Origin of the sequence: Rhodoferax sp., from assembly GCF_013297935.1 — a bacterium.
Taxonomy (GTDB): Bacteria; Pseudomonadota; Gammaproteobacteria; order Burkholderiales; family Burkholderiaceae_C; genus Allorhodoferax.
Window position 1 is genome coordinate 34,261 of the sequence record NZ_JAAFIX010000009.1, and the last position, 22,720, is coordinate 56,980.

Below are 22,720 nucleotides of genomic sequence, written 5' to 3' on the forward strand. Positions count from 1 at the left end.
CGCTCAATGGCCGGACGGCAAGCCCAACAGGACACCGATGCACTGTTTTCCCAAGCCCTGTCACTGCAAAGTGCGGGGCGTGGTGATGCCGCCCGCGAGGTCTATGGTGAGCTGCTGGCCCTGGAGCCGCTCCATGCCAACGCACTGAACAACCTTGGCATCCTGCACAACAGTGCAGGAGAGCACCAAGAAGCGCTCGCCTTGTTTGAACGCCTGGTGCAGGCCGCACCGGGCGATGCGCGTGCCCATGCCAACCGCGGCGTGGCACTCAAAGCGCTGGAGCAGTGGGCTGCCGCAGAGGAAGCCTATCTCGCAGCCCTGAAGGTAGACCCCCACTTCCACTCGGCCCACAACAACCTGGGCAACCTGCACTACGCGCGGCGCGACTTCAGCAAAGCGCTGGCCCATTTTGAAACGGCCTGCACCCAGCAGCCCCGGCACACCGACTACCGATTCATGCTGGCCAAGTGCCTTCTGGAATTGCAGCAAATGGCCCGCGCCCGCGCCGAACTGGAGCTGGTGCTGCGCACTGAGCCAGCACATGCAGACGCCTGGGGCACGCTGGCCCGCTGCTTTGGCGAGCAATACCGCATGCCTGAAGCGCTTGCCTGCTTCGAGCGGGGCATTGCCGTGCGCCCGGACTACGCAGGCCTGATCTACAACCGCGGGCTGGCCAGGCTCTTGGCCGGTGACCTGCCCGGTGGCTTTGCCGATTACGAGCGCCGCTTTGATGTGCCCGACTTCCCGTCCAAGCGCCTGGTCACCACCAAGCCGCTCTGGCAAGGCCAGCCCTTGCCCGGCCAAACCCTGCTCATCCACGCCGAGCAAGGCTTGGGCGATACCCTGCAGTTTTTACGCTATATCAGCCTCTTGCCCTCGCCAATCCTGCGTGTGCTGCTATTAATTCAGGAGTCTTTGACTTCTCTCCCGGTCTTGCCTGCCCATGTCGAGCTGGTGCATGAGGGTGCGCCTACACCCCACTTTGATGTGGTGTGCCCGCTCCTGAGCCTGCCGCATTTGCTGGGCCCGCAGTTGCCCGGTACCGATGCACTCAATATTCCGCAGGCCATTCCCTACCTCGCACTGGACCACGCCCGCAGTGCGGGCTGGGAGTCGCATTTCGCAGCCCCCGGGTTGCAGGGCAAGCTGCGGGTGGGCTTGGTCTGGGCGGGTAACCCCACCCACAAGAACGATGCCAACCGGTCTATGGATTTCTCAGCGCTCTCCGGTTTGTGGGAGCTGGAGGGGGTGCACTTCTTTTCGTTCCAGGTGGGCGCCCGCAGTGCCGACCTCGACTCCCTGACGCCTGCGCAGCGCGCCCGGGTCACTGACATGGCCCCGCTGCTGAAAGACTTCGGCGATACCGCCGCTGCCTTGGTGCATTTGGATGTGCTGGTGTGTGTGGATACCAGCATCTGCCATGTGGCGGGTGCTTTGGGTATTCCTGTGTGGCTGCTCATTCCTTGGATGCCCGATTGGCGCTGGTTGTTGCACCGCGAGGATTCGCCTTGGTACCCCAGCGTGCGCATCCTGCGCCAACCGGCCTACCGAGATTGGGATTCGGTGCTGCACACGCTGGCCAACGATTTGAATGCATTGGCGCACCCGCAGTCTGCCGGGGGCCAACGCCTTCAGCAGGCGGCCCACGCGCTGGTTGAACAAGGGCGTGCGCTGCTGGAGCGCAATGAGCCGGCGCTCGCCCGCCCTGCTTTCTGGCAGGCCCTGCGCGAATGCCCCACCCATGCCCGTGCCGCCAGTGCGCTGGCCATTGCTGCTTTCCGCGCGGGCGACACCCACGCCGCGCTCATGCTCGGCTCACGCGCCTGCAGGCAAAGCCCCCAAGATCCCGAAAATTGGTCGAACTGCGGGGCCTATTACAAGGCCGTGGGCGACCTGTCGGGTAGCTTGGCCTGTTTCGAGCGAGGCATTGCAGTGCGCCCCGACTACGCAGGCCTGATCTACAACCGCGGGCTGGCCAGGCTCTTGGCCGGTGACCTGCCCGGCGGCTTTGCCGATTACGAGCGCCGCTTTGATGTGCCCGACTTCCCGTCCAAGCGCCTGGTCACCACCAAGCCGCTCTGGCAAGGCCAGCCCTTGCCCGGCCAAACCCTGCTCATCCACGCCGAGCAAGGCTTGGGCGATACCCTGCAGTTTTTACGCTATATCAGCCTCTTGCCCTCGCCAATCCTGCGTGTGCTGCTATTAATTCAGGAGTCTTTGACTTCTCTCCCGGTCTTGCCTGCCCATGTCGAGCTGGTGCATGAGGGTGCGCCTACACCCCACTTTGATGTGGTGTGCCCGCTCCTGAGCCTGCCGCATTTGCTGGGCCCGCAGTTGCCCGGTACCGATGCACTCAATATTCCGCAGGCCATTCCCTACCTCGCACTGGACCACGCCCGCAGTGCGGGCTGGGAGTCGCATTTCGCAGCCCCCGGGTTGCAGGGCAAGCTGCGGGTGGGCTTGGTCTGGGCGGGTAACCCCACCCACAAGAACGATGCCAACCGGTCTATGGATTTCTCAGCGCTCTCCGGTTTGTGGGAGCTGGAGGGGGTGCACTTCTTTTCGTTCCAGGTGGGCGCCCGCAGTGCCGACCTCGACTCCCTGACGCCTGCGCAGCGCGCCCGGGTCACTGACATGGCCCCGCTGCTGAAAGACTTCGGCGATACCGCCGCTGCCTTGGTGCATTTGGATGTGCTGGTGTGTGTGGATACCAGCATCTGCCATGTGGCGGGTGCTTTGGGTATTCCTGTGTGGCTGCTCATTCCTTGGATGCCCGATTGGCGCTGGTTGTTGCACCGCGAGGATTCGCCTTGGTACCCCAGCGTGCGCATCCTGCGCCAACCGGCCTACCGAGATTGGGATTCGGTGCTGCACACGCTGGCCAACGATTTGAATGCATTGGCGCACCCGCAGTCTGCCGGGGGCCAACGCCTTCAGCAGGCGGCCCACGCGCTGGTTGAACAAGGGCGTGCGCTGCTGGAGCGCAATGAGCCGGCGCTCGCCCGCCCTGCTTTCTGGCAGGCCCTGCGCGAATGCCCCACCCATGCCCGTGCCGCCAGTGCGCTGGCCATTGCTGCTTTCCGCGCGGGCGACACCCACGCCGCGCTCATGCTCGGCTCACGCGCCTGCAGGCAAAGCCCCCAAGATCCTGAAAACTGGTCGAACACGGGCGCGTTTTTCAAAGCCGCCGGGGACCTGCAACGCGCACTGCACTGCCAGACTACGGCAGTGCAAGTGGCCCCCACCAGCGCGCAAGCGCAAGCCAACCTCGGCAACACCCTGGGCGCCCTGCACCGCTGGCCGGAGGCTCTGGAAGTCACCCGAAAAGCGGTAGCGCTCTCGCCCAGTGCCAGCGAGTACCAGTACAACCTGGGTATCGCGCTCAAAGAAAACGCGCAGTTCGGCGAGGCCCTGCGCACCTTTAGGCAAGTCCAGACCGCGCCCAACGGCCACGTGCGCGCGGCCCTGCACGAGGCGCTGCTGGAGCTGTTAACCGGCGACCTGGCCGCCGGCTGGCAGCACTATGAAAGCCGCTGGGCCCAGCCCGACGCGAAAGAGGTGCGCCACTTCGCGCAGCCCTTGTGGACCGGACAGGACATTTCCGGCCAAACGATTCTGGTCCACGCCGAGCAAGGGTTTGGCGACACCTTTCAGTTCTTGCGCTACCTGCCGCTGCTGGCCGAGCGCGGCGCACGCGTGCTGCTGGTGGTGCAGAGCGATGTGGAAAGCATCGCTGCCAGGGTGCAAGGGCTTGCCCAGCTCATACCCAATGGCAGCGAACTCCCCCCTTTCGACTGGCACTGCCCTTTGCTGAGCTTGCCGGCTGCCTTTGGCACCGTGGTGAGCACCGTACCGGCCCACACACCCTACCTGAGCGCACTGCCGGAGCGCACTGCCGTGTGGCGGGAGCGTCTGGGGCCGGGCCGCGCCTACCGCGTGGCACTGGTCTGGGCGGGGCGCCCCACCCACGGCAACGACGCCAACCGCTCGCTGGCACTGCACCACTTGGAGGCCTTGCTGCGGCTGCAGGGTGTGGAGGTGGTGTCGGTGCAAAAGGGCGATGCGCTCGCCCAAATCAAAACCTTGCCCTCAGACTGCCGCTTGCGCAACCTCAGCCCCGAGATACAGAGCTTTGAAGACACGGCCGCCATCCTCGGCGAAGTGGACGAGCTGGTCACGGTAGACACCTCGGTAGCCCACCTCGCGGGCGGGCTAGGCTGCCAAGTGCGGGTGCTTTTGCCCCTTATTCCGGATTGGCGGTGGTTGCTCGATCGGGCAGACTCACCGTGGTATCCCACTGCGCGCCTGTACCGCCAAACTGCCCGGGGAGCCTGGGCCAAGCCGGTAGCTGCGCTGGTGGCCGATGTTGCTAAAGCCGCACAGGCCCGCAGGCCGTGAACACCATGAACTATGTCAAACGCCCGTCGCCCTTTGTGATCCTGTCCACCAGCCAGGGCACCCTGATCACCAACAAAAACGACTACCGCATGATCGATGCCACCCGTGGCTATGGCGTGGGCTGGCAGCTCTTCAACCAGGGCTGCTTTGACCCGGACGAGGTGGGCGCAGCCATCCAGCTGCTCAATATCCGCCACAAACACTTCGGTGACGGCGTGGTGGGCCTGGACTGCGGCGCCAACCTCGGCGTGCACACCGTGGAGTGGGCCAAAGCCCTCTACGGGCGCGGCAGCGTGATTGCCATCGAGGCCCAGGAGCGCATTTACTACGCACTGGCGGGCAATATTGCCATCAACAACTGTTTCAACGCGCGGGCCATCCACGGTGCCATCGGGGCCGAAGTGGGTGAGCTCGACATTCCTGTGCCCGACTACTTGCAACCCGCAAGCTTTGGCAGCTTGGAGCTGCGCCAAACGGCCAAGAGTGAATTTATCGGCCAGACCATCCATGCAGAGCGCAACCAGAAAGTGCGCATGCTGACCATCGACTCCCTGAACCTGCCACGTCTTGACTTCATCAAGATCGACGTCGAAGGCATGGAGCTCGAAGCGCTGGCAGGCGGACGCGCCACCATCGAGCAGCACAAGCCGGTCATGTTGATTGAGTCCATCAAAACCGACAAAGCAGCACTCCTGCAGTTTCTGGAGGCCCACGGCTACCAGACCTTCCCCATGGGCATCAACGTGCTGGCCGTGCACAGCACCGACCCCACCCGCGAACAAATTTCCATCAAAAGCTGAGCGCGCTGCATGGCCTACCTGTCGTTCACCCGGAATTTTGAAGACGTCATGATCAACCGGGCTTTGGCTGCGGTCGACAAGGGCTTTTATGTGGATGTGGGCGGCTACATGCCCATTTCTGACAGCAACACCTGCGCCCTGTACCAGCGTGGTTGGCGAGGCATTGTGGTGGAGCCCCAAGCGCGGCTCCACCCCCAGTGGGCCAGACACCGCCCCGAAGACATTCTGGTGGGGGCCGCCGTCGGTGAGTCCGATGGCGAGGTGACCTTTAACGAGTTCCCCTGGAACGACCAGGCCGCAACAATAGCCCCCGATATTGTGGCCATGCACCAGCGCGAAGGGCGCGAGGTCAAGAGCTACACCGTGCCACTGGTCACTCTGAGCAGCCTGCTCGAAAAGCACCGCCCCCAAGGCGAAGTGCACCTGCTGAGTATCGACGTGGAAGGTGCCGAAAAAGCGGCGCTCAACGGGCTGGACCGCACCCGCTTCCGCCCCTGGCTCATCGTGTTGGAGAGCGTGCTCCCGAACCGGCCCCAGGCCAACTATGGCGAGTGGGAGCACCTGCTGCTCTCCACAGGCTACGAGTTTGTGTACTTTGATGCGGTCAACCGCTTTTACCTGGCGCAGGAGCATCTGGACCTGAAAGCCCACTTCACCTACCCGCCCTGTGTGTGGGACAACTTTGTGGACCACCGCCTGAACCATGCCCAGCAGGTGGCAGCCCAGGCCCAAGCAGAGTTAGCCCAGCTCAAGGCCCGTCTGCGCGAACTTGCCGGCTGAGCTCCGCACACAGGCGCTCCACCACCCCAGCCCAGCCCTCACCGGCCTGCTGGCGAAATAAACGCATGCCCGGGTACCACGGGCTTTCGTCCCGCCCCAGCAACCAGCGCCAGTCCGGGCTATGGGGCAGCATGAGCCACACCGGCTTGCCCAGAGCGGCCGCCACATGGGCCACCGAGGTGTCCACCGCAATGACTAAGTTCATGTGCATGATCAGCGCGGCCGTGTCGGCAAAGGAGTGGAGCGCTTCAGCCCAGAGTTGCACCCCCAAAGCGGCAGGGCCCAGCGCCAAGTCCGCGGGGCGGAATTCTTTTTGCAAGGCGTGAAACTCGGCACCCAGCCCCAACAAGGGCACCAGGTGCTGTAGCGACATCGATCGGTTGTGGTCGTTTTTGTGCTCAGGCCTGCCCGACCACACCAGGCCTACCCGCAGCTTCCGGGCGGGCCCCAGGCGTTGACCCCACCGGGCCACCAGCCCATCGTCAGCCCGCAAATAAGGCTCTGGTGCGGGCACGGTTTCGGGGGTGGTTTGCAGCGCCAGTGGCAGGCTTAGCAAGGGGCAGTGGTAGTCGAAGGGTGGCAATGCATCCCCTTGCCGTAGCCAGACGTCCACGCCGCCCAGCGAATGCAGCAAAGGCAGTAGCGGGACCTGCACCTCCATCAATACGGTGGCCCCCAGCGCCTTGAGCAGCGGAGCGTAGCGACAGAACTGCACGGTGTCGCCCAAGCCCTGCTCGGCGTGCAACAAAATCGTCTGGCCCGCCAGGCTCTGCGCCCCCGACCACTGAGGAGCCGCAAAAGGCCGCACTCCGGCACGCAGCTGCTCGGTTTGCCAACGCCACTCATAGTGCGCAAAACCCTCTGCAAATTCACCCCGCAGCAGGTGGCAAATGGCGAGATTCAGGTGGGCACCGCTGCATTCGGCATCCAGCGCCAAGGCACGCCGGTTCATGGCCATGGAGGCATCCAGATCCATCATTTCTTTGAGCAGCGTCGAGCAGTTGACCAGGGCGTCCAAGAAGTCGGGCTCTAGCGCAATGGCTTCCTGGTAGCTACGCAAGGCTTCAGGAAAACGCCCCATGCGCTTGAGCAACACCCCCCGGTTGGACCAAGCCTGCGCATAGCGCGGCCGCAACGCGATAGCGCGCTCATAGGCAGACAGCGCTTCGGTAAACGCGTCCAACTCACGCAGGGCGTTGCCCCGATCGAGGCAGGCCACCGCCATGTCGGGCTGGCATTGCAGCGCCCGGTCAAACGCTGCCACGGCCTCCTGCCAACGGGCGAGATCGTTATAGGCCAGCCCCAGCCCATGCCAGCTCTGTGCATAGTCGGGCTGCAGCTCCAGGGCTTTGCGATAAGAGTCCATCGCCTGCAGGCTCTTGCCGGCGTCCCGCAGGACATTGCCGCGGTTACCCCAAGCCTGCGCGAAATCAGCTCGCAAGGCGATGGCTTTGTCATAGCAGTCCAGCGCCTCCGGTAAGCGACCCAGTGCGCGCATCACCAGCCCGGTGTTGGACCACGCGGCCGCATGGTCGGGTTGCAAGCGCAGCGCGCCTTCCAGCAACACCAGCGCCAGCGCATGGCGCTCCAGACGGTGCTGGGTCAGCCCCCGCAAGTGAAAGGCCTCGACATGGGCGGGTGCCAAGGCCATGAGGCGCTCCAACGCGTCGTCCGCCGCTGCGTATTGGCCGAGGGAGAAGGATTGCACTGCCGATTGCAGCAGGGTGTCGACCGTATCAGCCGGAGCCGGCTGCTGTGCAGGCATGGGCAAACGGGTCAGGGCGTGGTGCGGGCAGGGCTCAGCAGTTCGTCGATGTACGACACCACCGAATCTGCGGGCACCCCTGCTTTGTTGTAGAGGCGCAGGCGCTGGAAAATGTGGTCGTAGCGGGCCTGCGCCAAGTCTCGCTGGGCCTGGAACACTTTACGCACAGCTTCCAGCACATCTGCATTGGTGCGCAAGCCGGAGGTCTGGCCCTTGAGAGTGCCCTCCAGCGCTACGCGGCTGGCGTCCAGCACATCTTCATACGCCAACAGCTTGGACTTGCCGCTCTGGATGATCTGAAAGAGCCGGCTGACCTCGACTTCCAGACTGCGCTTCTCGTTCAGCCACTCGGCCTCGGCCTTGCTTTTTTCAGCAAGGGCCTGGGTCACCGCAGCCTTGACGGCGCCACCGCTGTAAATGGGAATATTGAGCTGCAAGCCAATGGCGCTCTGGTTGACTGACTGATTGAGGCTGCTGACCGACTCGTTGCGGCTGTTGGACACGCTGGCCACCAGATCGAGCCGGGGCATGTGCCCTGCATTGCTGCGCGCCACAAGCGCATCGGCTGCGTCCACCAGGTAGCGCCTGGCCTGAATGTCGGGGTTGGCTGCCACCGCCTTGTCTTGCCACTCCTGCAGGCTGGCCGGCACCAGCGCCGGAGGCGCAAACTCATCTTCCAAGCGCACCACCAGTGGCTGGGGCAAACCTGTCATGGCCTCCAGCGTTTCGCGGGCACTCATCATCTGGTTTTTGGAGTCCGCCCACTGCACCAGCGTGAGACTCAAGTTCGCGCGCGCCTCGGCAACTTCGGTGCGGGTTCCTTCGCCTTGCTCGAAACGGCGGCGCATCAGGTTGCGCTGGGCCACTGTGGCGTGAACCTGGGCGTGCAGAGACAAAAACGCGTCTTCAGCGAGCATGCGCTGCAAGTAAGCGACGGCCAACCGGTCCACCAACTCGGCCTTACGGGACACAAAAGTGGCTTCGGCATTGCCGGCCTGCGCAGTGGCTTGCCGCACCCGGGCTGCGCCCTCCAAGTTGAGCAAGGGCGCACGCAGGTTGATGCTTTGCACCGGCGCACGGTAATCTAGGTTGTTGGTTTTGGAGGCGCTACCCGCCACGTCGTATTGCTGGGTGCCTTGCACCGTTGTCTCGGTGATAGAGGCGCTCACCGTCGGGAGCACCCCGCTGCGAGCCAGCGGCACTGCCTGCTGGCCCGACGCGAGTGCGGCGCGGGCGGCCTGGAAACGGGCATCGTTCTCCAGGGCCGCGAGATAGGCTTTCTCAAACTCTCCGGCATGCGCTGCAGGCCAGCCCCCGCACAGGGCGAGACCGATGAGCGCAAGCCGGCGCAAGGAGGCAGGCAGACGTGTCATGGCTCGATGAGTGCCCGGTGCATCCGGTCCGTCAGTGGCTTGAGCAAGTAGCTCATGAAGGTGCGCTCCCCTGTCTTGATGAAAACATCCGCCGGCATGCCGGCCTTGACTTCCTGATGTTGCAATTTTTGCATTCCATCAGGGGTGACTTCAATAACCAGCTTGAAGTAGCTGGCATTCTGCCTTGAATCGTTGGCCGCATCGGCAGCAACCTGCACGACCCGGCCATCAATGCGCGGGGTGGTCGCCTGGTTGAGTGCACTGAACAAAATGCCCACGTCCATGCCCGGCTTGACCTTGTCAATCAGATTCGTGGCCAAGGGCGTTTCAATGCGTAAGACGTCGTCTTTGGGAAATATCTCCATCAAGGGCATGCCGTTGCTGACCACGCCGCCTATGGTGTGAACGCTCAGGCTCATGACCGTGCCACTGACAGGCGCGCGGACTTCGGCGTTGCGCACCTCAAACTCCAGGCCACGTAAGCGCGCCTCCATGGTGGCTGCTTCGCGCTGCACATCCGACAGTTGTGACTCGATATCTTTGCGTTGCTCTTGCTGTCGGGCAGCAATGCGGGCGCGCCCTTCGGCGATTGCCTGGCGGGTTTTGCCCGCGCTGTTGAGGTCTTCGGCCACACCGCCCTGGATGCTGGCATACAAGCGCTCTTGCTCTGACACCCGGTTGCGCGGAAAGAAGCCGTCGTCCGCCAGAGACTTCTGATTGCGCAACTCTTCACGCAACATGCGGCTTTGTGACTCTTTGGAGTATTTGGCCGCCTCCTGGCCCTGCACCTGAAACTCCAGCCCCCGCAAAGCGGCCTCCATGCTTTGCAGCTCATTGGCGCGCAATTGCCTGCGCGACTCCAAAAGACGGCTCTGCAATGCCATGACCTCAATGACCCGGGCGTCTTCACCCAGCTCCAGAAGCGCAGGCGGAAAGTCGATGGAGGCTCGCCCCTGCTGCTCAGCCGCCAGTCGGGCTTGCATGGCCATGGCTACGAGCCACTGCCCTTGCACTATGCTGAGTTGCGCGCGGGAGGTCGTGTCGTCCAAGCGAACCAGCACCTGGCCGGCCTGCACCTGGGCGCCGTCGCGCACCAGAATCTCGGCGACCTTGCCGCCGGTCAGGGGCTGCACCAGCTTGCGGCTCCCGCTCACCACCACGGTGCCGGAAGAGCTCACCGCAGCATCTAAGGGCGCCAAGGTAGCCCAGGCCATGAACCCGCCAAAGCCGAAGACCAGCAAGAGCCAGCCCCAGCGGATGGGCCGCGCGTCGTTCAGGTCGACGGAGACGCTCGAGCCGAAGGGGGTGTCGGGGATTGCGGTGCGCATATCAATCACCGAACTTCAGGTTAAAAGGCGGCATGCCACTGGGCCCCTCGGGCGGGGGCGTGGCGCTCGGTTTAGGCGGTGGCTCTGCGGCAGGCGCGGCGGTTTGGCGGTTGACCAGCACGGGGGGCACAGCACCCTTGGGTGGCCCGGCAGAGTTGGCCGCCGCCGGGGGCGCAGGCGGGGGCTCAATAGGTCGACCGTTAAGGGCCGCGAGTACGTCTTCACGCGGGCCATAGGCCGCAATCGTGCCCTCCCGCAGCACCATCAACTTGTTGGCAGCGCCCAACGCTGACGGGCGGTGCGTGATGATGACCGAGGTGCGCCCGCGGGAGGAGAGGCCCTGGATAGCGTCTGTCAGGGCTTTTTCACCGGCGTCGTCTAAATTGGAATTGGGTTCGTCCAGCACGACCAACACCGGGTCGCCATAAAGCGCCCGCGCCAGTGCAATGCGCTGCCGCTGGCCGCCCGATAGGGCCGCACCTGCCGCGCCCACGGGGGTGTCGTAGCCCTGGGGCAGGCGGAGTATTTGCTCGTGAAAACCCACCCGCTGCGCAGCCACCACAACCTGCTGGGGGTCGATGTCGCCGAAACGGGCAATGTTTTCAGCCACCGTGCCATCAAATAACTCAATATCCTGGGGCAGGTAGCCGACAAAGGGGCCGAGCTCCTGCTTGTTCCACCGGAAGAGGTCTGCGCCATCCAGCCGCACCGTGCCCGACACGGCCGGCCAGATACCGACCAACAGGCGCGCCAGGGTGGACTTGCCCGCCCCACTGGCACCAATGACGGCTACCGCGTCTCCAGCCTGGATTTGAAAGCTGATTTGTTTCAGGATGGCCGCACGCCCGCCGGGCGCCGCAGCAACCACATTTTCAAATGCCAACAGCCCGCTGGGCGCGGGCAAGCTCATGGGCTGGGGGCGCGGCGGGAACGCCAGCAGAATCTCCCGCAATCGCTGGTAGGCACTTCGGGCTGCCGCCAGTGAAGCCCAGTTACCGACCAAGCCTTCCGCAGGTGCCAAGGCCCGGCTAGTGAGCAGTGAGACCGCAATCATCATGCCGCCTGTCATACGCCCCTCCAGCACCAACAGCGCCGCCAGCCCCAGCGACAGGGACTGCATGGACACCCGCACAAACCGGGTCAGGTTCTCCATGACGGCGGCGCGGTCGCTGGCGCGGGCCTGCAAGCCGATTTCCTGGGTGTGCAGGCCTTGCCAGCGGCGCTGAATGTGGCCTAGCATGCCCATGGCCTCTATGACTTCAGCATTTTGCAAATGACTGCTGAGCTCGCGCTGGGATTGCATGTTGTACGTTTGTGCTTCGTCCAGCGCAGCGCGGGCCAGCTTCTGGTTCAGCCAGGTGATGGCTACCAACACCAGCGCCCCGGCCAGCGTAAAGGCGGCAGCCTCGGTCGAGAAAGACGCAATGATCAACAGGTAGAGCGGAGCCCAAGGGGCATCAAACACGGCAATCAGGCCCGGGCCGGTGAGCGTCTGCCGCAGGGTGGTGAGGTCCTGAAGCGGCTGGGTGCTGCTGTTGCCAGGCAGGCGCAATATGCGCTCAAAGGTGGCCCCCAGCACGCGCAAGCCCAGCAAATGGTCCAGTCGGGCACTGACGCGCACCAACACCCAGGCGCGAATGGTTTCGAGCGCGCCCATGAATAGAAAGGCTCCCACCACCAACAGGGTAAGCACGAGCAGGGTGGTTTCGTTGCGGCTGCCCAGCACCCGGTCGTAGACCTGCATCATGTAGAGCGAAGGCGCCAACATCATGAGGTTCAGGAAACCGCTGAACACCGCCACCGTCACAAACGCCGTGCGCAGCTGGCGCAGCGCGTGCCTCAGCTCGTCAGGGGGTGTGGGGGGCGAGGATGCCATGGAGGGAGATGGGTACGGGATAGAGCCAGTTCGGCCCCCATCTTACGTACGCCCCCATCCGGCAAGGCGCGAAACAGCGCCTGAAAAACCGTCGTTTTCTAGTGCAAAAACTGGCGTTGGCCTTCGAAGCGCTGCTCGCAATGCGCAAGCCAAGGCTCGGCAAGGTAGCGGATCTGGGCATCGTTGTGAAGAATGCGCTGCATGATGCGGGTTTTCTCTGCGCGGCTGGCTGCGTCCAGCTCTTCGCTACGTGCCCGCTGTCGCAGCTGCTCAATGAGCACCGCGCACGCGCCTTCGAAACGCATCACGCCATCCCAGTCTTCCGCCTTGGCGGCCTCCAACATTTTGGCGCTGCTGTCTTCAATGGCTTTATAGAAGTCGATCAGCATTTGTGGCATGAAAAAGTCCCCGCGCATCAGACTGGCTGCAAATATGCAGGGCCTTGGCCATTAATTTGCTTCCAGCCGTTGGAGACAGGCTCCATGACGCGCTGCACCTCTTCGAGAATGGACGCGTCACTTTTGAGGTTAGCAATAGTGAGGCGCTGCACGCAGTAGGTGTAGAGGTCGTGCAGGTTAGCGGCAAGCTCGCCGCCTTCTTGCAGATTGAGGGGGGCAATCAAGCCCTCTTCAAAAATGCGGACCGCATGGTTGATGTGCTTGCATTTGTTGGGGATGTCACCGTTCTGGATCGCCACACAGGCGCTGCCCAGGGTTTGCTGCAGTGCATCAAACAGAAGCACCACCAGCTTGTGGGGATCTGCATTGTCAACACTGGTCTCAATGCCAACGCGCTTGTAGGCAGAGGCGGAGCGGGAGCTGACGGAGGTAAACATGCTGCAATTCCTTGAGGAGATGCTTTAGTTATCGGCAGATGGTGCGACAAATCAAGTAATTCTCCTCGGGAATTGCATGGCTTCTTTGTTGCTACTATTTTTATAGCTGCTCGCGCATACTCCACAAGAGCCGAACGCCAATTAGACTTAAAAAATTTAACTAGTGGACCTGTTCCAGGTGGTGACCTGCTGCGCCACGTAGCTATTGAGGGCAGTCAAGCCAGCCATTTTGGTGTCCAGTGCGGAGTATTGGGCCTTTAGCCGAGCTTCCAGGTTGGTCGCGCGGGTATTGACCTTGGTTTGCTCGGCCGAGTTGAGGTCAATGGCCTTTTTCACAGCACTGGTTTTATTGGAGACGGTCCCCGCCGCCGCCAGCAAGCCATTTGCAAAGTCTTTAACACGCAATCCGAAACCATTGGTGGCGTCAGAGCCACCAAAGTTAGTAAACAACAGCTGAAGATTGGCTACATCGCTAAATGCGGATGTCAGCCGGGTGCTATTGAGTTCCAAGTCGCCGCCCAATTTGGCACTGATGCCCACATCCGCCAGCCGGGTAAAGGTGGAACCGGTCGCAGAAGTGGCTCCGACCAAACTGCGCAGCGCGCGTTGAAGACCGTTGGCCACGGAGTCCCCTTGCAGGGGGCCTGCGGTTTTGGTCGCTGCATCGTAGGCTGTAGCGTCATTCAGCGTTTGGTTCAACGCGTTATAGGCACTGATAAAGTCTTGAATGTTCTTGGTCATGCCCGCAGTGTCTTTGCCCACTGTGACATCTACTGCCGTGGTGGTCACCTGTGACAGGGTCAAGCTCAACCCATCGACGACATTGGTCAACGTATTTTTTGAAGAGGTCACCGCCACCCCATTGATGGTGGCTTCGGCGTTCTGCGGTGCCTGGTTCTGGGCCATGGCGAAGTTGCCAGTGGCGTAAGACAGACGAGACAAAATAGAGGGCACACTGATCGTGCCCCCGGTCCCCTCGGTTGCGGTGACGGTGAAAGCCCCATCCGTGCCGGTATTGGTAGCGCGCAGCATCAGATTTACTTTGCCGGATCCGTCTGAAATCACGCTCGCCGCGACCCCCAAACCGGAGACTGCATTGATTTTTGCAGCGATCTGGGCGAGCGTGCCCTCCCCGTCGGCAATGTTGATATTGACGGCAGCATTACTCCCGACTTGAATGGTTAACGTACCGTAACCCAATTGGTCCGTTGAGGCGGGCAGTGCGGGGCTACCCACCGCGGTAGGCAGCGCCAATGACTGAGCCTTAGCGAGTTTGGATACCTCGATGCTGTAAGAAGCCGCAGCAGCCCCAGTGCCCGCCGTTGCAGCGACGGCGGCAGTGTTTGAGGAGGTCGCCGTGGTTCCCTTCCAGCTCAGCACACTCCCCAACTTTGCAGCGGCAGTGGACAGAGTGGAAACCTGAGATTGGATGATGCCAACTGTAGAGAGCTGTGTCTGCAGCGTTGTGGCTTTAGATTGAAGCGCTTTGAGCGGCTGCTTTTCCAGCGCAGAGAGCTGCGAAATGATGCTGGTGACATCGAGACCGCTGCCTAAACCCGTTGATGAAATAGCCATACCGAACCTCCAGACTGTGACCAGCCATCATTATGGTGAAGCGCTTTGGCTTCTAAAGGCTCAATTAATCGGCATTCCCCCCTCAAACTGAAATCAAACGCCCATGAAAAAGGCGACGACCGGATGAACGGTCGTCGCCTGCTAGTTTTTCCGGCCACCGCGCTGCGGTAGCCGGGGACTGCGGTTAACGCAACAGGGCCAACACACCTTGTGGCAACTGGTTCGCCTGGGCCACCATCGCCGTACCGGCCTGCTGCAGAATCTGCGAGCGGGACAGGTTAGCAGTTTCTGCTGCGAAGTCAGCATCTTGAATGCGTGAGCGGGAGGCCGACAAGTTTTCGCTAGAGGTTTGCAGGTTGGTCACTGTGGACTCGAAGCGGTTTTGCACAGCACCCAATGCAGCGCGCTGGTCGCTGATCTGAGCCAATGCGGCATCGACCACTTTAAGGGCGCTGTTCGCACCGTCGACGGTACTCACCTTAAGTGCAGCGACTGTACTTAATGCACTTCCGTTAGCAGTCGCAGTCATCAAAGTAAAACCAGTAGTTTCAGTAGTCACGATAGAGAATCCTGACTTACCATCGAACGTCAACCCGCCCCCGATCGTGGCAGCTGCTGTACCCAACGCAGCTGTCACAGGTCCAGTCGACCCTTGTACTAAAGCGGTCCCAACACCGTCAGTAGCAGCTGCCTGGGTAGAGACAATTTTGATGTCATTTCCATCCAAATCTGTCAACACCAGCTTTCCCGCCTTATCAGATGTTGCAGTGATATTGGTTAAGCTAGACTGGGCATTGACAGCTTTTGCAATTGCAGACAGATCGGTTGCATCACTCACAGTTGCTGTAATTGCAACCGCGGTGGTGTTGGCTCCTTGGAGGGTGAAGGAGATCGCACCAGCAGTCACGCCTGTGAGCGTAGCCGTTGTCTTAGCTGTTGCAGTGATACCTGTTGACGCTGTATTGGTGTTCACCTTTCCCGCAATGGATTTTGCTGACTCATTGACAGCGACGCTCACTGAAGCGGTTGCGCCATTACCATTGAGAGTCAAAGTTTGAGCGGCTGTATTGTTTACAGCAGCCAAAGCGGCATTCGATATCGCTGTCGTAGTGGTTGTTCCAGTGATACTGGACAAGGTGTTGTTTCCTAAATCTGCCGCCTTCGCGCTACCGATGCCGACGTTGATAGTCTGGTTGGCATTAGCACCCACTTGGAACTGCGTTCCGGTCAAAGTTCCGTCCAACAGATTCAAACCGTTGAACTGGGTAGTGGTCGCAACACGGTTGATTTCCGAGGTGAGTTGGGTCACTTCATTTTGAATGGCCTCACGGTCGCTCGCACTGTTAGTGCCGTTGGCAGACTGCACCGCCAGCTCGCGAATACGCTGCAAGTTGGAGGAGATACTGCCTAACGCACCTTCAGCGGTTTGCGTAAGGGAGATCGCATCGTTGGAGTTCCGTGCCGCCTGTGTGAGACCACGAATCTGCGAGGTCATACGATCGCTAATCGCCAAACCGGCAGCATCGTCTTTAGCGCTGTTAATGCGCAGGCCAGAAGACAGTCGCTGCATAGAGGTCGACAGCGAAGACTGAGACATCGACAAGTTGCGTTGCGCAGTCAGCGACTGGATATTGGTATTGATGGTGGAAGCCATTTTGGTAACTCCTTAAAAAGACTCACTAAATCCGGCGGAATGCCGATCTCAACGCCAGCATTGCTGCTGACACCATGACCGGCGCACCCCAGGAGATGCCTTCCGGACGACGAGCCCGCTATGAACCCGTTGGTTTTGTTTTCGGGCGTTCTCAAAAAAACTTTAGGTGATTCGTCAACAGGCTTGCCTTATCACGCTGCTTTCGCTCAGAAAAAACGATCAAGCGGTTGTTTGCACCTCATTTCCCGAATTTAAGGGTTTACCCCTATAAAGATTGGCTAATCCGTTTGGATAAGGCCGCTTTTCCGGCCGCTTATTGCGTTTTTGTCAAAAACGTGAATCTCCAGAATTCAACCCATCGTTACTGATTGTCTGCAGGTACGCAGGCTTTGCAATCGGCGGCGACGCCGGTTCATTCTTTTTAGGAGTTTCGCAATGGCCTCAACTATCAACACCAATATCCAGTCGCTGACTGCGCAGCGCAATCTGTCTATGTCGCAGGCGTCTTTGACCACATCGATGCAGCGCTTGTCTTCGGGCTTGCGCATCAACAGCGCCAAAGACGACGCCGCCGGTTTGGCGATCAGCGACCGCATGACCTCGCAGATCCGCGGTCTGAACCAGGCAGCCCGCAACGCCAACGACGGCATTTCGTTGGCCCAGGTGGCTGAAGGCGCGCTGGGTAGCACCTCCAACAATCTGCAGCGTATTCGGGAACTCGCAGTGCAATCTGCGAACGGCACCAACAGCGCGAGCGACCGCTTGGCGCTGCAACAAGAAGTGCTGCAGCTCAAACAAGAGATTGCGCGCGTGGGCAGCCAAACGGAATTCAACGGTCTGAAGTTGCTCGACGGCAGCTACACCACCCAACAATTTCAAGTGGGTGCCAATGCCAACCAGACGATTGGTGTGAGCGTGACCAGTGCGCGTGCCATCGACATGGGCAACAACCTGGTGAACTCGCAGGCTACAGCACCCAGTATTGCAACTGCTGCGGTCGGTCCCAGCTTTGCGGGCGCAGTGAACGGCTTCCTGGCACAGACTCTGACACTGGCTGGCAATGGAACCGTGAACACCATTCCCGCAACCGGCACCTTGGCCGGTGGCAGCAGCGCCAAGGCGGTCGCAACCGCCGTGAATGCTTTCACTGCGCTGAGTGGTGTGACGGCCGTAGCAACGACCAAGGCAACCATTTCGAATGTGACCATGGGTTCGGTGCAGTTCCAACTGCAGGGCAGCAATCTTCCGCCAGCCAGTCCGATTACGGTTTCCGCGACTGTGAACAACGCCAGCGATCTGGCCCCCTTGGCCCAAGCCATTAATGCGCAAAGCGGCACCACCGGCATTACTGCGGTTGCAGACAAAACCGGTAACCTGGTTCTAACGCAAGCGGATGGCGATGACATCAAGATCTTGAACCTCAACACCACCGGCGGCCTGACAGGTGCCAGCATGGTCGGCGAGGACACCCTGACCCCGGTAAGCTTTCAACCTGCCACAGGCGGAACTGCCACAGCCACAAGTGATATCGCCGTTGCCGTTGGAGGGAAAGTCGCCCTGAACTCCTCAGCGGGTTTCACGTTGACCAGCACCGACACCACCGGAACCTTGGTTGCAGGCGGTAGCGCTGGCAGCGCGCTGTCCTCCGTGGCAGAGATCGACATCAGTACCCAGGCAGGTGCCAATGCAGCACTCCTGGTGGTGGATGGCGCACTCGCCTCGGTCAGCGCCAACCGCGCCCAGCTCGGTGCGGTGCAAAACCGGTTTTTGACGACCATTGAGAATCTGCAAACCAACAGCGAGAACCTGTCGGCCTCGCGCTCACGGATTCAAGATGCGGACTTCGCCATGGAAACCGCCAATCTGTCTCGCACTCAGATCCTGCAACAAGCCGGCACCGCCATGGTAGCGCAGGCCAATCAGTTGCCACAGGGCGTGCTGCAGTTGCTCAAGGGCTAAGTCGGGGGCCCTCCCCGGCTTAGGCCGAGACTCCTTACTCATGGGCTTGCACCCACGCGCTCGCAGGAGCGGGTCTGCACACACACGACTGGCATTCTGTGCTTCAGTTATGGATCAACACGCCGATATGTCTCTCAGCGCATGCCGCCTTGGCAGGCCTGTTTCCGTTGAGCTTTTGCGTTTGTAGGCAATCTTCCTACACGCTGCTCCGGTGCGCCTGACACGCGGATTAGACAAATTCCGATTCAAGTTTTAACCCCCCCCGCCCAGAATTCGCTCCATGGTGATTCAAACGAATTGCCCCCAACTCAGGAGCTGAATCATGCGCAACGACCAAATCCTCGCCGAGATCCGCGAAGCCAACATGACCTATCTCATGCTGGCGCAAACTCTCATCCGCCAAGACAAAGCTGAAGCGCTGTTCCGCTTGGGCATGTCCGAAGAGGCGGCCGACATGATCGGGGCACTCTCCCCTGCGCAAATCATGCGTATTGCTTCGGGCAACATGCTGCTGTGCCGCTTCCGGGTCGATGACGACATTGTGTGGAACCTGCTGACCAACCACTCGGTCAACAAAGTGGATAACGACGCCACCACCAAGCTGCACGCCAGCATTCTGATGGCCGGCCGTTTCGCCGAAGCCGTCTAAGCCCCCGCCTCACCCGTTTTCGCCCAGGAGCAGCACCATGGCCACCCAAAAAAGTGTTTTGAACGATTCCAAGCAAGTGGAACGCGCAGTGTCTTTAATTCAGTTGGGCGCACGCCTGCAAGTGCTGGAGAGCGAAACCGAGTTGTCCTACGAGCGCTTGTTGCGCCTGTACAAAGAAGTGGCCGGCCGCTCCCCCAGCAAAGGCCAGTTGCCGTTCTCGACCGAGTGGTTCCTGACCTGGCAGCCCAACATTCATGCGTCGCTGTTTCAAAACACCTACGAGTACCTCACCAAAGTGAGTGCCATGGAAGACATCGACGCCATCATGGCCGCCTATCGTCTTTACACCGAGCAAATCTCTGCCTGCGGCGTGGAGCCATTGCTCTCCATCACCCGCGCTTGGCGCCTGGTGAAGTTCATCGACAACAACATGTTGTCCATGACCAAGTGCTCTAAATGCGGCGGGCACTTTGTGTCCGAAGCCTACGAAAACTCCCGCCACTTTGAATGCGGTCTCTGCAGCCCGCCTGCCCGCGCCGGCAAAGGCGCGTCCAGCGGAGGCATACTGCTCCACTAAGCTACTAAATTGATAGCTACTCGCGCATACATTCATTGGGCCAGAGCCCCATTTGGCAACAAATTACGCCCACCTGGTGCGGCGGGCGATATGATGGGACTAGGCCTGAAAAGTCCTGTTGTTCAACCCTTGAGACTCGTGGCGTCCCTGTCACAATGAAACTATGTTTGTAATCATTGGCTGGCTTGTCTGTTTGGGCTGTGTGTTCGGCGTGTACGCCATGCACGGTGGAAATATGGGCGTGATTCTGAAGGCATTGCCTTTTGAAATGCTCACGATCGGTGGGGCGACGATTGGCGCCTTTATTGCAAACAACCAGATGAAGGTCATTAAAAAGACCATGGCCGGGCTCGGTGCCTGCTTTAAAGGCAGCAAGTACACCAAAGCGCGCTACATGGAGTTGCTGGCACTCCTCTTCGACATATTGCAAAAGGCCCGCAAAGAGGGCCTGATGGCGATTGAAAAAGATGTGGAAGAACCAGAGCAGTCGGAGATTTTCAAAAAATACCCCACCGTCGGTAGCGATCACCATGTGGTGGAGTTCATTACCGACTACTTGCGCATGATGGTGTCGGGCAACCTGAACGCCCACGAGATTGAGTCCATCATGGACAGTGAGATCGAAACCCACCACCACGAAGAACACTCAGCGGTTGCCGCCATCCAGCGTATTGCAGGCGGCTTGCCCGCGTTCGGTATCGTGGCGGCGGTGTTGGGGGTAGTGAATACCATGGGCTCAGTGGGCCAACCGCCGGCTGTGCTGGGCGGCATGATCGGCTCCGCGCTGGTGGGCACCTTCCTCGGGATCTTGCTGGCTTATGCGTTTGCCGAACCTTTGGCAGGCCTGCTGGAACAAAAAGTCGAAGAAGGCAGCAAGGAATTCCAGTGCATCAAGACCACCTTGTTGGCGAGCATGCAGGGCTACAACCCGTCTACCGCCATTGAATTCGGCCGCAAAGTGCTCTATTCCACCGAACGACCCACCTTCGGTGAATTGGAGGCACATGTCAAAAAGAAATAAGGGCGGGAGCTTCTGAGCATGGCAGGAGACGCCAAGAAACTCCAACCGATCATCATCAAGCGGGTCAAAAAGGGCGGCCACGCTTCGCATGGCGGCGCCTGGAAGATCGCATACGCCGACTTCGTAACGGCCATGATGGCGTTCTTTTTGCTCATGTGGCTGCTCGGCAGCACGAGCGAAGGCGACAAAAAGGGCATTTCCGATTATTTCCAATCCCCCTTGAAGGTTGCCCTCCAAGGCGGCGCGGGTGCAGGCGCCAGCAACAGCGTGATTACCGGTGGTGGTAACGACCTCACGCAAGCCGCAGGCCAAACCAAGCGCGGCGAAGGTTCGGACTCAAAAGCCAAGAAGAGCGCGGGGGATCAGCGCAAGATCGAACGCGCCAAGAAAGACGCCCAGACTTTGGCCGCGCTGGCAGCCAAGATCGCGAGCTCCATCTCCAGCAACCCGAAGATGGCGGAGTTCAGCTCGCAAATCAAACTCGAAATCACGCCCGACGGCTTGCAAATCCAGATTGTGGACGACCAGCGCCGCCCGATGTTTGACATCGGCAGCTCCTCAGTGAAGCCCTATATGCGTGACATCCTGAAAGAAATCGGCATCACCTTGTCAGATGTAGACAATAAAATTAGCTTGGACGGACACACCGACCAGGCGCCTTATGGCAACGCAGCCCGCGGATACAGCAACTGGGAGCTGTCGGCAGACCGAGCGAACGCCAGTCGCCGTGAGCTCATTGCCGCGGGTATGCCGGAAGATAAGCTGGCCCGGGTGGTGGGCATGGCGTCGAGTTTGCTCGCAGATACGCAAAATCCCTTGAGTGCAGCAAATCGCCGCATTAGTATCTTGGTCATGACCAAAGAGGCAGAAGAACGCCTCTTGGGCGGTGCCGTTATTCCACTGGAAGAAGAGGTGACATCAGCCGCCCCCGCGGAAGGAACATCGAAAGCCAGTCCGTGAAATCTCTAAAATTCAGTCATACTCGTTAAAATTGAAAACCGTACGGCCAAAGGTTACCTATGTCTAAAGAATTGCGCTTTCTCATCGTCGACGATTTCTCCACCATGCGACGGATCGTGCGAAATCTCTTGAAAGAAAGCGGCTACGCAGACGCAGACGAAGCAGAAGACGGCGTTGCCGCCTTGCAAAAGCTTCGTAACAGCACGTTTGACTTCGTGGTGAGCGACATCAACATGCCCAATATGAATGGGTTCCAGTTGCTGGCCGAAATCAAGAAAGACGAAAAGCTCAAGCACATTCCCGTATTGATGGTGACCGCCGAAGCCCGCAAAGAAGACATCGTGCTCGCTGCGCAGCAAGGCGCCTCCGGCTACATCGTGAAGCCGTTCACCAAGGCGACGCTGGAAGACAAGGTCAACCACATTCTCACCAAAATGGGATTGAAGTAATCATGTCGACAGAACCCACTCCCTCCACACCGGCACTGAGTACCGTAGAAGTTCACCAGCAACTCGGCGCACTGACCCGCCAATTGCACGACTCTTTGAATGGACTGGGTCTGGCCGACAAAGTAAAAGACTGGGCCGGCGAACTACCCGATGCCAAAAGCCGCTTGTCTTACATTGCGCGCCTGACAGGGCAAGCTGCGGAGAAAGTACTCAATCAAGTAGACCAAGCCAAAGAGCAGCATGACTTCATTGCCTCTGAAACACGGCGTATCGGTGAGCTGATCGTCAAGGACCCGGTTGCCGCAGTGGCCAAGGGCCATGTGATGAACTTTATTAGCGATGTAGACCAGGCCAGCAAGAAAGTGGATGCCCATCTGACCGAAATCATGATGGCCCAGGACTTTCACGACCTCACCGGCCAGGTGATTGCCAAAGTGGTGAACTTGGCAGCGACCATCGAAGAGCAGCTGGTGCTGTTGCTGATTCAGACCGCGCCCCCGGACGCAGCTGCCAAAACCGCGGCCCCGGCGGAATACGTGCCGGCGCTGGCGGGCCCGGTAGTAGATGGCCAGACCAACCAGGAAGTGGTTACCGACCAGTCGCAAGTGGATGACTTGCTGGCGAGCCTGGGCTTCTAAACTGCCTGAATGAAGGGGCAGAAAGCCCCTCTTTTCACCCTTTAGTTTCAGAGGGTGCTCGCGACAATGGTGAGAACACGAGA

Annotated in this window: 18 protein-coding genes; 10 read left to right on the plus strand and 8 right to left on the minus strand. The window is 60.2% G+C overall.

What is annotated here, in order from left to right:
• Positions 1–6 precede the first annotated feature (6 nt).
• From QZW03_RS13040 to QZW03_RS13050, 3 genes are read left to right on the plus strand one after another with little or no spacing between them, the layout of a single operon-like run.
• Complete coding sequence (locus QZW03_RS13040) at positions 7–4,398, plus strand: tetratricopeptide repeat protein (RefSeq protein WP_296510442.1); 4,392 nt, start codon at positions 7–9, stop codon at positions 4,396–4,398.
• A 5-nt stretch (positions 4,399–4,403) separates the two neighbouring features.
• On the plus strand, positions 4,404–5,198 hold the full coding sequence (locus QZW03_RS13045) for an FkbM family methyltransferase (protein ID WP_296510443.1): 795 nt from the start codon (positions 4,404–4,406) through the stop codon (positions 5,196–5,198).
• Between the two features lie 9 nt (positions 5,199–5,207).
• Positions 5,208–5,978, plus strand: a complete 771-nt coding sequence (locus tag QZW03_RS13050; RefSeq protein ID WP_296510444.1) for an FkbM family methyltransferase — start codon at positions 5,208–5,210, stop codon at positions 5,976–5,978.
• On the opposite strand, the gene QZW03_RS13055 is transcribed toward QZW03_RS13050, so the two are convergent.
• The 8 genes from QZW03_RS13055 to QZW03_RS13090 form a co-directional block, all read right to left on the minus strand.
• Positions 5,947–7,743 carry a tetratricopeptide repeat-containing glycosyltransferase family protein gene (locus QZW03_RS13055; RefSeq protein WP_296510445.1) on the minus strand — a complete coding sequence of 599 codons (1,797 nt, stop codon included), beginning with the start codon at positions 7,741–7,743 and terminating at the stop codon, positions 5,947–5,949. The two genes, QZW03_RS13050 and QZW03_RS13055, sit on opposite strands and share 32 nt — an antisense overlap.
• 11 nt (positions 7,744–7,754) lie before the next feature.
• Positions 7,755–9,116, minus strand: a complete 1,362-nt coding sequence (locus QZW03_RS13060) for a TolC family outer membrane protein (protein ID WP_296510446.1) — start codon at positions 9,114–9,116, stop codon at positions 7,755–7,757.
• Positions 9,113–10,444 (minus strand): HlyD family type I secretion periplasmic adaptor subunit, encoded by a 1,332-nt coding sequence (locus QZW03_RS13065; protein WP_296510447.1) that lies wholly within the window; start codon positions 10,442–10,444, stop codon positions 9,113–9,115. The genes QZW03_RS13060 and QZW03_RS13065 overlap by 4 nt, the downstream gene beginning before the upstream one ends.
• Position 10,445: 1 nt before the next feature.
• Positions 10,446–12,320: a type I secretion system permease/ATPase gene (locus QZW03_RS13070; RefSeq protein WP_296510448.1), complete on the minus strand. Its 1,875-nt coding sequence runs from the start codon at positions 12,318–12,320 to the stop codon at positions 10,446–10,448.
• Positions 12,321–12,418: 98 nt separating this feature from the next.
• On the minus strand, positions 12,419–12,718 hold the full coding sequence (locus QZW03_RS13075) for a flagellar protein FliT (protein WP_296510449.1): 300 nt from the start codon (positions 12,716–12,718) through the stop codon (positions 12,419–12,421).
• Positions 12,719–12,735: 17 nt separating this feature from the next.
• Positions 12,736–13,155, minus strand: coding sequence for a flagellar export chaperone FliS (fliS, locus tag QZW03_RS13080; RefSeq protein ID WP_296510450.1), 420 nt, complete (start codon positions 13,153–13,155; stop codon positions 12,736–12,738).
• Positions 13,156–13,311: 156 nt separating this feature from the next.
• Positions 13,312–14,730, minus strand: a complete 1,419-nt coding sequence (gene fliD / locus QZW03_RS13085; protein WP_296510451.1) for a flagellar filament capping protein FliD — start codon at positions 14,728–14,730, stop codon at positions 13,312–13,314.
• 184 nt (positions 14,731–14,914) lie between these two features.
• Complete coding sequence (locus QZW03_RS13090; RefSeq protein WP_296510452.1) at positions 14,915–16,384, minus strand: flagellin; 1,470 nt, start codon at positions 16,382–16,384, stop codon at positions 14,915–14,917.
• Between the two features lie 435 nt (positions 16,385–16,819).
• On the opposite strand from QZW03_RS13090, the gene QZW03_RS13095 reads away from it, so the two are divergent.
• From QZW03_RS13095 to QZW03_RS13125, 7 genes are all read left to right on the plus strand, one after another.
• Positions 16,820–18,343, plus strand: a complete 1,524-nt coding sequence (locus QZW03_RS13095) for a flagellin (RefSeq protein ID WP_296510453.1) — start codon at positions 16,820–16,822, stop codon at positions 18,341–18,343.
• Positions 18,344–18,665: 322 nt separating this feature from the next.
• Entirely contained in the window at positions 18,666–18,992 is a 327-nt protein-coding gene (gene flhD, locus QZW03_RS13100; protein WP_296510454.1) for a flagellar transcriptional regulator FlhD, read from the plus strand.
• Between the two features lie 37 nt (positions 18,993–19,029).
• Entirely contained in the window at positions 19,030–19,569 is a 540-nt protein-coding gene (flhC, locus tag QZW03_RS13105) for a flagellar transcriptional regulator FlhC (protein ID WP_296510455.1), read from the plus strand.
• Between the two features lie 163 nt (positions 19,570–19,732).
• Positions 19,733–20,590 carry a flagellar motor stator protein MotA gene (gene motA, locus QZW03_RS13110; RefSeq protein ID WP_296510456.1) on the plus strand — a complete coding sequence of 286 codons (858 nt, stop codon included), beginning with the start codon at positions 19,733–19,735 and terminating at the stop codon, positions 20,588–20,590.
• An 18-nt stretch (positions 20,591–20,608) separates the two neighbouring features.
• Entirely contained in the window at positions 20,609–21,550 is a 942-nt protein-coding gene (gene motB / locus QZW03_RS13115) for a flagellar motor protein MotB (RefSeq protein ID WP_296510457.1), read from the plus strand.
• Between the two features lie 59 nt (positions 21,551–21,609).
• Positions 21,610–21,999 (plus strand): chemotaxis response regulator CheY, encoded by a 390-nt coding sequence (gene cheY / locus QZW03_RS13120; protein WP_296510458.1) that lies wholly within the window; start codon positions 21,610–21,612, stop codon positions 21,997–21,999.
• Positions 22,000–22,001: 2 nt separating this feature from the next.
• A complete protein-coding gene (locus tag QZW03_RS13125) occupies positions 22,002–22,637 on the plus strand; it encodes a protein phosphatase CheZ (RefSeq protein ID WP_296510459.1) in 636 nt (211 codons plus the stop codon).
• Positions 22,638–22,720 lie beyond the last annotated feature (83 nt).

Bases quoted from the DNA above. Each gene is read 5' to 3' on its own strand.
- fliD (WP_296510451.1), bottom strand. From the start codon at position 14,730: ATGGCTATTTCATCAACGGGTTTAGGCAGCGGTCTCGATGTCACCAGC.
- fliS (WP_296510450.1), bottom strand. From the start codon at position 13,155: ATGTTTACCTCCGTCAGCTCCCGCTCCGCCTCTGCCTACAAGCGCGTT.
- QZW03_RS13095 (WP_296510453.1), top strand. From the start codon at position 16,820: ATGGCCTCAACTATCAACACCAATATCCAGTCGCTGACTGCGCAGCGC.
- QZW03_RS13040 (WP_296510442.1), top strand. From the start codon at position 7: ATGGCCGGACGGCAAGCCCAACAGGACACCGATGCACTGTTTTCCCAA.
- QZW03_RS13045 (WP_296510443.1), top strand. From the start codon at position 4,404: ATGAACTATGTCAAACGCCCGTCGCCCTTTGTGATCCTGTCCACCAGC.
- QZW03_RS13125 (WP_296510459.1), top strand. From the start codon at position 22,002: ATGTCGACAGAACCCACTCCCTCCACACCGGCACTGAGTACCGTAGAA.
- flhD (WP_296510454.1), top strand. From the start codon at position 18,666: ATGCGCAACGACCAAATCCTCGCCGAGATCCGCGAAGCCAACATGACC.
- cheY (WP_296510458.1), top strand. From the start codon at position 21,610: ATGTCTAAAGAATTGCGCTTTCTCATCGTCGACGATTTCTCCACCATG.
- QZW03_RS13060 (WP_296510446.1), bottom strand. From the start codon at position 9,116: ATGACACGTCTGCCTGCCTCCTTGCGCCGGCTTGCGCTCATCGGTCTC.
- flhC (WP_296510455.1), top strand. From the start codon at position 19,030: ATGGCCACCCAAAAAAGTGTTTTGAACGATTCCAAGCAAGTGGAACGC.
- QZW03_RS13055 (WP_296510445.1), bottom strand. From the start codon at position 7,743: ATGCCTGCACAGCAGCCGGCTCCGGCTGATACGGTCGACACCCTGCTG.
- QZW03_RS13050 (WP_296510444.1), top strand. From the start codon at position 5,208: ATGGCCTACCTGTCGTTCACCCGGAATTTTGAAGACGTCATGATCAAC.
- motB (WP_296510457.1), top strand. From the start codon at position 20,609: ATGGCAGGAGACGCCAAGAAACTCCAACCGATCATCATCAAGCGGGTC.
- motA (WP_296510456.1), top strand. From the start codon at position 19,733: ATGTTTGTAATCATTGGCTGGCTTGTCTGTTTGGGCTGTGTGTTCGGC.
- QZW03_RS13070 (WP_296510448.1), bottom strand. From the start codon at position 12,320: ATGGCATCCTCGCCCCCCACACCCCCTGACGAGCTGAGGCACGCGCTG.
- QZW03_RS13075 (WP_296510449.1), bottom strand. From the start codon at position 12,718: ATGCCACAAATGCTGATCGACTTCTATAAAGCCATTGAAGACAGCAGC.
- QZW03_RS13065 (WP_296510447.1), bottom strand. From the start codon at position 10,444: ATGCGCACCGCAATCCCCGACACCCCCTTCGGCTCGAGCGTCTCCGTC.
- QZW03_RS13090 (WP_296510452.1), bottom strand. From the start codon at position 16,384: ATGGCTTCCACCATCAATACCAATATCCAGTCGCTGACTGCGCAACGC.